This window comes from Bordetella genomosp. 5, assembly GCF_002261475.1.
Classification (GTDB): domain Bacteria; phylum Pseudomonadota; class Gammaproteobacteria; order Burkholderiales; family Burkholderiaceae_B; genus Bordetella.
The window spans coordinates 359,079-370,972 of sequence record NZ_NEVN01000001.1; the positions used below are offsets into that span (position 1 = coordinate 359,079).

Annotated in this window: 10 protein-coding genes; 3 read left to right on the forward strand and 7 right to left on the reverse strand. The window is 67.9% G+C overall.

Features of this window, described 5'->3' with window-relative positions; translation table 11 throughout:
- Window positions 1-138: 138 nt before the first annotated feature.
- Together CEK29_RS01765 and CEK29_RS01770 are read left to right on the forward strand one after the other, a co-directional pair.
- A complete protein-coding gene (locus CEK29_RS01765; protein ID WP_094857168.1) occupies window positions 139-4,101 on the forward strand; it encodes a DUF3683 domain-containing protein in 3,963 nt (1,320 codons plus the stop codon).
- Window positions 4,102-4,463: 362 nt separating this feature from the next.
- Window positions 4,464-5,162, forward strand: a complete 699-nt coding sequence (locus CEK29_RS01770) for a GntR family transcriptional regulator (RefSeq protein ID WP_440588298.1) — start codon at window positions 4,464-4,466, stop codon at window positions 5,160-5,162.
- 78 nt (window positions 5,163-5,240) lie between these two features.
- Here CEK29_RS01770 and CEK29_RS01775 read toward each other — a convergent pair whose 3' ends face one another.
- The 4 genes from CEK29_RS01775 to CEK29_RS01790 are packed head-to-tail and all read right to left on the reverse strand — an operon-like array spanning window position 5,241 to window position 8,223.
- Entirely contained in the window at window positions 5,241-6,011 is a 771-nt protein-coding gene (locus CEK29_RS01775; protein WP_094798482.1) for a LamB/YcsF family protein, read from the reverse strand.
- A complete protein-coding gene (locus tag CEK29_RS01780) occupies window positions 6,008-7,030 on the reverse strand; it encodes a biotin-dependent carboxyltransferase family protein (protein ID WP_094857170.1) in 1,023 nt (340 codons plus the stop codon). The genes CEK29_RS01775 and CEK29_RS01780 overlap by 4 nt, the downstream gene beginning before the upstream one ends.
- Window positions 7,027-7,764 (reverse strand): 5-oxoprolinase subunit PxpB, encoded by a 738-nt coding sequence (gene pxpB / locus CEK29_RS01785; protein WP_094857171.1) that lies wholly within the window; start codon window positions 7,762-7,764, stop codon window positions 7,027-7,029. The genes CEK29_RS01780 and pxpB overlap by 4 nt, the downstream gene beginning before the upstream one ends.
- 27 nt (window positions 7,765-7,791) lie before the next feature.
- Window positions 7,792-8,223, reverse strand: a complete 432-nt coding sequence (locus tag CEK29_RS01790) for a VOC family protein (protein WP_094798485.1) — start codon at window positions 8,221-8,223, stop codon at window positions 7,792-7,794.
- Window positions 8,224-8,346: 123 nt separating this feature from the next.
- Here CEK29_RS01790 and CEK29_RS01795 point away from each other — a divergent pair, with 123 nt between their 5' ends.
- The gene (locus CEK29_RS01795) at window positions 8,347-9,210 is read left to right on the forward strand and encodes a LysR family transcriptional regulator (RefSeq protein WP_094857172.1); all 864 of its coding nucleotides are present in this window, start codon (window positions 8,347-8,349) and stop codon (window positions 9,208-9,210) included.
- A 51-nt stretch (window positions 9,211-9,261) separates the two neighbouring features.
- Here CEK29_RS01795 and serA read toward each other — a convergent pair whose 3' ends face one another.
- The 3 genes from serA to CEK29_RS01810 all read right to left on the reverse strand — a co-directional run bounded on the left by serA (window position 9,262) and on the right by CEK29_RS01810 (window position 11,874).
- The gene (serA, locus tag CEK29_RS01800; protein WP_094798487.1) at window positions 9,262-10,461 is read right to left on the reverse strand and encodes a phosphoglycerate dehydrogenase; all 1,200 of its coding nucleotides are present in this window, start codon (window positions 10,459-10,461) and stop codon (window positions 9,262-9,264) included.
- 331 nt (window positions 10,462-10,792) lie between these two features.
- Entirely contained in the window at window positions 10,793-11,287 is a 495-nt protein-coding gene (locus tag CEK29_RS01805) for a DUF411 domain-containing protein (protein ID WP_094857173.1), read from the reverse strand.
- 59 nt (window positions 11,288-11,346) lie between these two features.
- On the reverse strand, window positions 11,347-11,874 hold the full coding sequence (locus tag CEK29_RS01810; RefSeq protein ID WP_094857174.1) for a cupredoxin domain-containing protein: 528 nt from the start codon (window positions 11,872-11,874) through the stop codon (window positions 11,347-11,349).
- Window positions 11,875-11,894 lie beyond the last annotated feature (20 nt).

The window sequence follows — 11,894 nt, forward strand, 5'->3', positions numbered from 1 at the left end:
CGCAGCAATTCTCCCATCATGATCGCCTCTGACAGTGGCCTTAAAACCCTGTCCGGGCAGCGTCCTTTGTCAGGTGCCTGGCCCGCGCCTGCTGCGATGCCGTAAAATGGTTTTTTAAGGGCCCTCTCCGCTGCTCTCATGAATGCCCCCCTCGCCAGCCAAATTCTGACCGCGGCGATTCCGCCCGCACCCGGCGCGCGCCTGCGCGAAATCCCGTACAACTACACGTCGTTTTCTGATCGCGAGATCGTGGCGCGGCTGCTGGGCGACGACGCCTGGCAACTGCTGGCCGATCTGCGCGGCGAGCGCCGCACGGGCCGATCCGCGCGCATGCTCTACGAGGTGCTGGGTGACATCTGGGTGGTGCGGCGCAATCCGTATCTGCAGGATGACCTGCTCGACAATCCCAAGCGCCGCAAGCTGCTGATCGAAGCGCTGCATCACCGCCTGGGTGAGATCGACAAGCGGCGCGAGCCCGGCGCGGCCGCCGACGACGGCCACGATCCGCTGCGCGACACCAAGGTGGTCGAACTGCTGGCGCGCGCGCGCCGTGCGATCGCCGCGTTCGAGGGCGAGTTCGACCAGACCGCGACGCTGCGCAAGCAGGCGCAGCGCGTGCTGGGCCGCATCACCGCCAAGGACAACATCAAGTTCGATGGCCTGTCGCGCGTCTCGCACGTGACCGACGCCACCGACTGGCGCGTCGAGTATCCCTTCGTGGTGCTCACCCCCGATTCCGAAGACGAGATCGCCGCGCTGGTGCGCGCCTGTATCGAATTGGGCCTGACGATCGTTCCGCGTGGCGGCGGCACCGGCTACACCGGCGGCGCGATTCCGCTCACCTGGAAGTCGGCCGTCATCAACACCGAGAAATTCGAAGCGCTCGGCGAGGTCGAATCCTGTCTGCTGCCCGGGCTCACGGAGCCCGTGGCGGTGATCCGCGCCGGCGCCGGCGTGGTCACCAAGCGCGTGTCCGAAGCTGCCGAACGCGCGGGCTATGTGTTCGCCGTGGATCCCACCTCGGCCGAGGCCTCCTGTGTGGGCGGCAACATCGCCATGAACGCCGGCGGCAAGAAGGCCGTGCTGTGGGGCACCGCGCTCGACAACCTGGCCTGGTGGCGCATGGTCGACCCCGATGGCAACTGGCTCGAGGTCACCCGCCTGGCCCACAACATGGGCAAGATCCACGACGTCGACGTGGCCCGCTTCGAGCTGAAATGGTTCGACGGCAATGGCAAGCCGGGCGAGCGCCTGCTCAAGACCGAGACGCTCGAGATCGCCGGCCGCGTGTTCCGCAAAGAGGGCCTGGGCAAAGACGTCACCGACAAATTCCTCGCGGGTCTGCCGGGCATCCAGAAAGAAGGCTGCGATGGCCTGATCACCGCGGCGCGCTGGGTGCTGCACCGCATGCCCAAGCACACCCGTACGGTCTGTATGGAGTTCTTCGGCCAGGCGCGCGACGCGATTCCGTCGATCGTCGAGGTCAAGGACTACCTCGACGGCGAAGGCCGCAAGCTGGGCGCGATCCTGGCCGGCCTGGAGCATCTCGACGAACGCTATCTGCGCGCGGTGGGCTATGCCACCAAGAGCAAGCGCGGCGTGTTGCCCAAGATGGTGCTGATCGGCGACATCGTCGGTGACGACGACAACGCGGTGGCCGTGGCCGCCAGCGAAGTGGTCCGTCTGGCCAACACCCGCCATGGCGAAGGCTTCGTGGCCGTCAGCGCCGAGGCGCGCAAGAAGTTCTGGCTCGACCGTTCGCGCACCGCCGCGATCGCGCGCCACACCAACGCCTTCAAGATCAACGAAGACGTGGTGATCCCGCTCAACCGCATGGGCGAGTACACCGACCACATCGAACGCATCAATATCGAGCTGTCCACGCGCAACAAGCTGCGTCTGGTCGACGCCCTCGATCAGTATCTGTCGGGTCCGTTGCCGGTGGGCAAGGCCGAAGACGCCGAAGACGCCGAGATCACGCGCGCCGAAGTGCTCGCCGACCGCACGCGCCAGGCGCTCGAGCTGCTCGCCTCCACGCGCAAGCGCTGGCAGTGGCTGCTCGACAACCTCGATCTGCCGCTCTCGGCCGTGTTGCCCGAGCTGCAGTCTCTGGGTCTGTCGCAGCACGACGTGGTGCTGGCCGAGCGGCTGCAGCGCCAGCCCGCCGCGCGCCTGTTCGACGTGGTGCAGGACCGCACCGTGCGCGTGTCCTGGAAGGTCGAGCTGCTGCCCGGTCTGGCCGGTCTGTTCTCGGGCGCGGCCGGTCAGGAAATCATGGACGAGGTGCGCGAGACGCACGCCCGTGTCCTGAAGAGCCGTGTGTTTGTCGCGTTGCACATGCACGCGGGCGACGGCAACGTCCACACCAACATCCCGGTCAATTCCGACGACTACGGCATGCTGCAAGAGGCCCATCAGGCGGTCGAGCGCATCATGCAGATCGCGCGCGACCTCGATGGCGTGATCTCCGGCGAGCACGGGATCGGCCTCACCAAGTACGAGTTCCTCACCGAGGCCGAGCTGGCGCCGTTCCAGGCCTACAAGCGCCGCGTCGATCCCAACAACCACTTCAACGCGGGCAAGCTGATGCCCGGCGCCGACCTGCGTCACGCCTGGACGCCCAGCTTCAACCTGATGGGCCACGAGTCGCTCATCATGCAGCAGAGCGACATCGGTGCGATCTCCGAGTCGGTGAAGAACTGTCTGCGCTGCGGCAAGTGCAAGCCGGTCTGCTCGACCCACGTGCCGCGCGCCAACCTGCTGTACTCGCCGCGCAACAAGATTCTCGCCACCTCGCTGCTGGTGGAGGCCTTCCTTTATGAAGAGCAGACGCGCCGCGGCGTGAGCCTCAAGCACTGGGAAGAATTCGAGGACGTGGCCGACCACTGCACGGTCTGCCACAAGTGCTACACGCCCTGTCCGGTCGATATCGATTTCGGCGACGTGTCGATGAACATGCGCGCGCTGCTGCGCCGCATGGGCCGCAAGTCGTTCAACCCCGGCACCGCGGCCGCGATGTTCTTCCTGAACGCCAAGGATCCGGCCACCATCAACGCCACGCGCAAGGCGATGGTCGGCGTGGGCTACAAGGTGCAGCGCGCCGCGCACGACCTGCTGTCGGGTCTGGCGCGCAAGCAGACGGCCCATCCGCCCGCCACGGTGGGCAAGGCGCCGCTGCGCGAGCAGGTGGTTCACTTCGTCAACAAGAAGATGCCCGGCGGGCTGCCCAAGCAGACGGCGCGCAAGCTGCTCGACATCGAAGACGCCAACTACGTACCGATCATCCGCGATCCCAAGAGCACCTCGGCCGATACCGAAGCGGTGTTCTACTTCCCGGGTTGCGGATCGGAGCGGCTGTTCTCGCAGGTGGGCCTGGCGACGCAGGCGATGCTCTGGCATGCCGGCGTCCAGACCGTGCTGCCGCCGGGCTACCTCTGTTGCGGCTATCCGCAGCGCGGCAACGGCATGACCGACAAGGCCGAGCAGATCATCACCGACAACCGCGTGCTGTTCCATCGGGTGGCCAACACGCTCAACTACCTCGACATCAAGACCGTCGTGGTGAGCTGCGGCACCTGCTACGACCAGCTCTCGGGCTATGAATTCGAGAAGATCTTCCCGGGCTGCCGCCTGATCGACATTCACGAATATCTGCTCGAGAAGGGCATCAAGCTCGACGGCGTGAAGGGTACGCGCTACGTCTATCACGACCCGTGCCACACCCCGATGAAGCTGCAGGATCCCATGAAGACCGTGAAGTCGCTGGTGGGCGATAGCGCGATCAAGAGCGATCGCTGCTGCGGCGAATCGGGCACGCTGGCGGTCACGCGCCCCGACGTCTCGACGCAGGTGCGCTTCCGCAAGCAGGAAGAGCTGCTGAAGGGGCAGACGGCGCAGCGCGCCGACGGCTTCGATGGCGACATCAAGGTGCTGACCTCCTGCCCGTCGTGCCTGCAGGGCCTGTCGCGCTACGAGGGCGACACCGCCATGGACGCCGACTACATCGTGGTCGAGATGGCCAAGCACATCCTCGGCGATGGCTGGATGGAGGAGTACGTGCGCCGCGCCAACGCGGGCGGCATCGAGCGCGTGCTGGTCTGACGCGTCGACGTACCCCACAAACAGGACGGCCACGGCCGTCCTGTTTGTTTTTGGGGCGGCCACGAGGCCGTGCCCGCCGCGCCGCCGCGACGGCGCCGCGAACCCCGCGCGCGGATTTCTTGTTGCACTTCAGTGCGGTCGTGATCGGCCCGCGTGAGTGTCGGGCGCTCATCTCGCGGCGCCGATGTTGGTAACTTGCCGCGAATCTTTACTGTTGCAATTGACCCGGCTCTCTGGGGCCGAGAAGAATTCGTACTGTTTCACATTAAGTCAGCTCTGTCCCTTTGTGTTTCAATGTTTATCTAGTATCTTCTTAATATTTAGAAGATCCGCCGCGGTCTGCAAAGGGATTTACTTTGGACGTGAAAGCGCCGGCCACGATTCCGTACTTTCTCAAGGAACAGATTCGTGAGCTGATAGTCGACGGTACGTTTCGGCCTGGACAGCCCCTGCGCGAGCAGGAGCTGGAGCAGCGTTTCGGCACGAGCCGCAGCCCGATCCGCGAGGCGCTCCGGCTGCTCGAGCTGAGCGGGCTGGTGGTGCATCTGCAGCGCAAGGGCTTTCGCATCCGCCGCTATACCGAAGACGAGATCCGCGACATCTTCCTGCTGCGTGCCGAGCTCGCTTCCTACAGCATCGCCCAGCTCGCGGGTCAGCCCGACCTGGTGCGCCTGCTGCGCGCCCTCAAAGACCACGACGCCGTGCTCGCGCGCACGCATGCCGCCCGTGACGTAGTCGGCTACATCAACGCGCTGCGCGCCTTCTATCTCGCGTGCGCCCGCTACACCGACAACGTGCCGCTGGCCGACACGCTCGATCGTCTCACCGAGCAGGTCGAACCGCTGCGCTTCAACCTTCTGCGGCATCAACTGGCGGATATCGCTTACGACACCTATCACTCGGGGATCGCCGAGGCGCTCGGTCAGGGCGAGCTGAACCGCGCGGCACAGGTCGCGCGCGACCGCGTGCAGGAGATGCTGGGGCAGGTGTTGCACGCCTACGCCCAGGTCGTGGTCGACGTGGCCGACGACGAGGCCGAGGAACGCCTGCGCGCGTATTGAGCGCCCGGCGCGCGATCCGCTGCAACGAAAAAACGGCCGCTCCAGCGGCCGTTTTTTATCGGGGGCTCGGCGTGGCGTTCAGCGGCGTTTGCCCGGCGCGCGCACGGTGATGCCCGCCTGCTCGAGCGCGGCCCGGATGGCCGTGGCGAAGGCCAGCGCATCGGGCTGGTCGCCATGCAGGCACAGCGTGTCGGGCTCGAGCGGCACACGCTTGCCGTTGAGCGAGGTGACGGCGCGCTGCTGCACCATGTGCAGCACCTGGGCCACGGCCTGATCCACATCGGTGATCATGGCGCCCGCCTGAGTACGCGGCGTGAGCGAACCGTCGTCCTGGTACGAGCGGTCGGCGAACACTTCCTGGGCCAGTTGCAGCCCCGCGCCCTGTGCCGCGTCGACCCACTGGCTGCCCGCCAGACCATACAGCACCAGCTCGGCATCCACATCGCGCACGGCGGTGCAGATCGCCCGGGCCAGCGCGCCGTCTTTGGCGGCCATGTTGTAGAGGGCGCCGTGCGCCTTTACGTGATGCAGACGCGCGCCTTGCGACGCGGCAACGCCGGCCAGCGCGCCGACCTGCACCACCACCATGTCGTAGGCCTCCTGCGGCGAGATCTGCATGGGACGGCGGCCGAAGCCGACCAGATCGGGCAGCGAAGGATGCGCGCCGAGCGCGACGCCGTGCTCGAGCGCCGCCGCCACCGTGCGGCGCATCGTGGCGGGGTCGCCACCGTGATACCCACAGGCAATATTGGCCGACGACACGAAGGGCAGAATCGCCGCGTCGTTGCCCATGGTCCAGGCGCCGTAGCTTTCGCCCATGTCGCAATTGAGGTCGAGAGTGATGCTCATGCGGACTCCCCGGTGTGCTGTGTGTGGTGGGCCAGCTGCGCGCGCATCGGGGCGAGCGACTCGGCCAAGGTATGGAATGCCCGCGCGCGCGCCGCGTCGAGCGACTGGGCCTGCGCGAGCTCGATCGGACTGAACTGCAGCGATTGGCCGGGCGCGCACTGCGCCAGCACGGGCAGGTCGACCGCCGCGATCTGCGCGAGCTTGGGATAGCCGCCGGTGGTCTGGCGGTCGGCCATCAGCACGATGGCCTGTCCGCCCGCGGGCACCTGCACCGTGCCGAAGCTGGTGGCCTCGGAGAGGATCTGGCGCGGCGTCGTCATGACCAGCGTGGGGCCGTCGAGCCGGTAGCCCATGCGGTCGGACTGCGGGCTGATGCGATAGCTGCCGGTGCTGAAGGCGTGGCGCGACGCTTCGTTGAATTCGTCCCAGTGCAAGCCGGGCAGGAACCGCACGCTGGGCCGCTGCAGCGCGCGCAGCGTGGCCGGCAGGTAGATGCGCAGGTCCCAGAGCTCGCGCGCGAGCGCGTCGATGCGCGGCGTGTCGTCGATGAGCGTGCGCTTGAAGGCGATCTGATCGCCGCGCCGCAGCGCGCGACCCTCGAGGCCACCAAAGCCGCTGCGCAAATAGGTGCTGTAGCTGCCCATCACCGGCGTGAGCGCGAATCCGCCATGCACGGCGAGGTAGGCGCGGGCGCCGACCTGCGGTGCGCCGAAGGCCAGCGTGGCGCCCGCGCGCACCACCAGCGGGCGCGAGAGCGGCAGCGGCTCGCCATCGAGCGTGGCGCTCAGGTCAGCGCCGCTCAGGGCGATACAGGCCGGTGCGTCGAAGCGCAGGGTCGGGCCCATCAGCGTGATCTCGAGCGTGGCTTCGTCGGCTTCGTTGCCGGCCAGCGTGTTGGCCAGGCGGTGCGACCGCGCATCCATGGCGCCGGCCGCCGGAATGCCCTGATGCTGATAGCCCGCGCGCCCTTCATCCTGGAAGGTGGAGAGCAGGCCGGGCTTTTGAACGGTGATGCTCATGGCGTTTCCTGGGCGCGCAGGCGATCGAACTCGGCCTCGTCGATGGCCACGAAGCGGATGCGGTCGCCGGGCTGCAGCAGGGCGGCCGGATCGCGCGCCGGATCGAACATCGTGAGCGGGGTGGCGCCGATGATGTTCCAGCCACCCGGGAGGCGATTGGGATAAATGACGGACTGACGATTCGCGATGGCGACCGAGCCGATCGGCACCACCGCGCGCGGCGTGTCCCGGCGGCCGATGCCCAGGCGCTCGTCGTGCACGCCGATGTAGGCATGGCCGGGCGCGAAGCCGAGCATGTAGACCATGGCGCCCGGCTGGGTATGCAGATCGATGACGGCCTGCGGCGAAATGCCTGCGGCCCGCGCGACGTCGTCGAGGTCGGGGCCGTGCTCGCCGCCGTAGCAGACGGGAATGCTCACCTCGCGGCTGGCCCGTTCGGCCACCACGATGCCGTCCTGAAGACGGGCCTCGATGAGGGTGCGCAGTGACGCGAAGGTGGGGCCACTGCCGTCGGGCAGCGGGCGGTAATGCACGGCCACCTTGGTGAACGACGGCACGACGTCGGTGACGCCGGGCCAGGCGGCGTCGCGCAATGCCTGAGCGAGGCCCAGGCATTGCTGGCCGACGGCCTCGCTGATCGTATCGCCCAGCTGGATCACCAGGCAGCGATCACCCTGCGGCAGGATCTGCCACGCGGTTTCGGCCGGGGAGGAGGGGTTTGAAGACTCTGGCAACGGCGAAACCTGCGTGGCAATGAGGCGTTATTTGGCAAACAGCGATTCTATGTTCTTGAAGGCCTTGAATTCCAGTGCGTTACCGGATTGATCCAGGAAGAACATCGTGGCCTGTTCGCCGACTTCGCCCTTGAAGCGGACATAGGGCTCGATGACGAACTCGGTGCCGGCGTCGGTCAGCTTCTTGGCCATGGCTTCCCATTGTTCCATCGACAGGACCACGCCGAAGTGGCGCACGGGCACGTTGTGCGAGTCTACGGCATTGGTGGCGTTGGCGCCGCATTCGGAGGGAGCCAGGTGAGCCACGATCTGGTGGCCGTAGAAGTTGAAGTCGATCCACTCGGGGGAGCTGCGCCCCTCGCTACAGCCCAGCAGGTCGCCGTAGAACTGACGGGCTTCGGCCAGATCGCGGACCGGGAAGGCAAGGTGGAACGGGGGTATGGCGGTTTGGGCGGTCATGGCGGCTCCAAAAGCGGGTTGAGCAGCGAATTGCTGCGATGTCGTTAGTTTACTGATTGGTTTTTTGATAGAAAAACGATTAATTTCTGGCCTGAGCATCGAAATTATTGAGACTCGGGCGACATGATCCGCGAACTCCGCACTTTCCTGGCCGTTGCGCGCGACGGCACCTTCACCGGCGCCGGGCGGCAGCTGGGCCTGACCCAGTCGGCGGTGAGCGCGCAGATGCGCAGGCTCGAAGATCAGCTGGGCGTGACGCTCTTCGAACGCACCGGCAAGTCGGCCGTGCTCAATGCCCATGGGCGCGAGATGGTGCCGCAGGCCGAAGAGATGCTGGCCCTGGCCGAGCGCATGGCCAGCGATGTGGGCGCGGCCCGCGTGAGCGGGTTGCTGCGCATCGGCGCGATCGCCTCGGTGCAGCAGGATCTGCTGGTGCGCGCGCTGGCCTCGTTTCGCGCCGCCTATCCCGAGGTGCGGGTGCGGCTGGTGCCCGGCGTCTCGCTCAATCTGCTCGGTCAGGTGGACTCGGGCGAGGTGGACCTCGCCGTGCTGATCCGCCCGCCGTTTTCCCTGCCGCCGGAACTGGGCTGGCGCAGCCTGGTGCGCGAGCCGGTGCTGCTGGCCGTGCCGCAGGCCTGTCCCGAGGCGCCGTGGCGCGAGCTGATCACGCAGCAGCCCTTCCTGCGCTACGACCGTTCATCGTTCGGCGGGCGGGTGGTGGATCTGTTTCTCAAGCGTCATCGCCTGGCCGTGCGCGACGCGATCGAGCTCGACGAGATCGACGCGCTCGCCAATCTGGTGCGAGCGGGGCTGGGGGTCGCGCTGCTGCCGCACGCGCGTCATCTGAACCTGCGCGGCATGCGGCTGCTGCCGCTGGGCGATGCGACGCTGGAGCGCGAGATCGGGGTGATCGGCCGCTTGCCGATGGAGCGTTCGCCGCTGGCGGCGAAGATGGTGGCTTGCCTGGAAGAGGCCGCGCGGCCATAGGTACGCGCGGCGCCTCGACCGCCAGGGCGCGAGGCGCCCTGGCCGCCGGCCTCAGATGCGGTCGCAGCGGACCGTGATGGGATGGCTGCGCAGGGCGCTCAGCACGGTGTCGCTGACCTGGCCGTCGACGTCGGTGATGACGTAGCCGATCTGGCCGCGCGTCTGCAGGGTCTGGCTCAGGATGTTGAGCCCCTGCTCGGCCAGCAGGTTGTCGAGCGTGCCGAGCGCGCCCGGCGCGTTGCGGTGCACGTGCAGGATGCGCGTGGAGCCGGCCGGTTCGAGGTAGGGCAGCTCGGGGAAGTTGACCGCCGTCTTGGTCGTGCCGGCCTGGATGTAGCGCACCAGCTTCTCGGCCACTTCGCGGCCGATGTTTTCCTGGGACTCCTGCGTGCTGCCGCCGATGTGCGGCGTGAGGATCACGTTGGGCAGGCCGATGAGCGGGCTTGCCAGCGGTTCGCCCGCGCCCTTGGGCTCGGTGGGGAACACGTCGAGCGCGGCGCCTGCCAGATGCCCGCTGGTGAGCGCGCCGTGCAGCGCGTCGATGTCGACCACCGTGCCGCGCGAGGCGTTGATCAGGATCGCGCCACGCTTCATGAGCGTGAGCGTCTCGGCGTTGATGATGTTCTCGGTGCTCTTGCCGCCGGGCACGTGCAACGTGACCACGTCGGACTGCTCCAGCAACTCGGCCAGCGACGCGGCCGCGCGGGCGTTGCCCAGCGGCAGCTTGGCTTCGACGTCGTGATAGACGACGCGCATGCCGATCGCTTCGGCCAGCGTGCTGATCTGCGAGCCGATGTTGCCGTAGCCCACGATGCCGAGGGTCTTGCCGCGCGCCTCGAAGGCGCCGGCGGCGGTCTTGTCCCAGTAGCCCTCATGCACGCGGGCGTTCTTTTCGGGGATGCGGCGCAGCAGCAGGATCGCCTCGCCCAGCACCAGCTCGGCCACCGAACGGGTATTGGAGAACGGTGCGTTGAACACGGGCACGCCGCGCTTCATGGCGCTGTCGACGTCGACCTGGTTGGTCCCGATGCAGAAGCAGCCCACCACGCGCACGTCGGGATTGGCGGCAAACAGCTCGGCATCCAGGTGAGTGCGAGAACGGATCCCCACCACTTCGGCACCGGCGAGGGCGGCACGCAGCTCCGAGGGAGGCAGGGCGGCGCCGTAGGTGGCGATGTCGGTGTAGCCGGCGGCCTCGAAGACGGCGCGGGCGCTGGGATGGATGTTCTCGAACAGGACGATACGGGCCATGGAGTTACTCGTGTCGGCGGGGCGAACCCCGGGTTGGGGAAAAACCGAATGGCGGATCGATGAAGATCCGCCCCGGCCTTTCATTGTGACGCAGAGCCGACCGTCCGGGGCCTATGCCCATTTGGGCCTTGTGGAGAATCGTTCTCGATTGGGCACCGGCCAGCGGTGCTGGCCAGCCCTCACGGGGCATGCCGGGGCCGCTCGGGCCGCGCCAGGCAGGCCGGGCCGCGCAGGCCTGGCCGCGCAAGCGTCAGGTCATGACCCGCAGCACGCGCCATACCCGGGAAGCGTCAGCGCGCGGGCCTCACCGCGCCCATGCTCAGCGAAAGCTTCAGCTCGCGGCCCGCACCGCGCGCCACACGCGGGCGCTGCCGTCGCGCTGCACCAGCAGCACGTCGTAATCGTCGCGCCGGTCGCCATACACCTCGCCGTCCATCCCGGGCGAGCCGACGGGCATGCCCGGCACCGCGAGGCCGGAACCGGCCGGGCGCTGCGCGAGCAGGGTGGCGATGTCCTCGGCGGGCACGTGACCTTCGAGGCCGTAGCCGTCGATCAGCGCGGTGTGGCAGGAGCCATACCGGGGGTCGATGCCGACGCGTGCGCGCACCCGCGCCGTGTCGTTCACCTCGTGAACCTTCACGTGATAGCCGGCCTGTTCCAGGTGGGTGACCCAGTCGCCGCAGCAGCCGCAGGACGGCGTTTTCCAGACATCGACATGGCGGGGGGCGGCTTGCGCGCGCAATGCCAGCGGCGTGAGCGCGAGGGCGCCCACGGCGCCGAGGAGCAGACGGCGGCGCGCGCCGTGCGAAGAAAGCGGGAGAGACATGGTGTCGTCCTGTGAAGGGCGCGCGGGGCGCGGGCGTGCGGCGCTGCGCAGGGTCGGTATCAGCGTACCCTGACTTCGCCGCGCATGCCGGCCGGATAGTGGCCGGGCTCGAGGCAGGCAAAGCTCACGGTGCCGGCGTCGGTAAAGCGCCAGAGCAGCTCGCCCGTTTCGCCGCCGTCCAGCGACAGGGCGTTCGCGGTGTGTTCGTGCGTCATGCCGGGACGCGCCAGCATGGCGTCGTAGTGGGCGGCCAGGGTCTGGGCATTACCCAGCACGAGCTCGTGACGCAGCATGCCGCGGTTGCGCAGCGCGATGCGCACGGTCTCGCCGGCGCGCACGTCGAACGCCGCCGGCGTGAAGCGCATGTCGTCGCCCATATCGACCTCGATCGTGCGCGTGACCGCGCCCGCCTGTCCCGGCACACCCGTTCCGTCTTCGGCGGGGGCGGGATGCACGGGGTCGTGCGCACGGTCGTGCGCGGCGCCGTGCGTGTGCGGCGCGCCGGGCGCGGCGTGCAGCGGCAGGGCGGTCGTGGCCAGCAGCAGCGCGGCCAGCGGCAAACGGAGTGAATGCAAAAGAGAGGGCATGAGCGCGTCGGCGAGGAGGG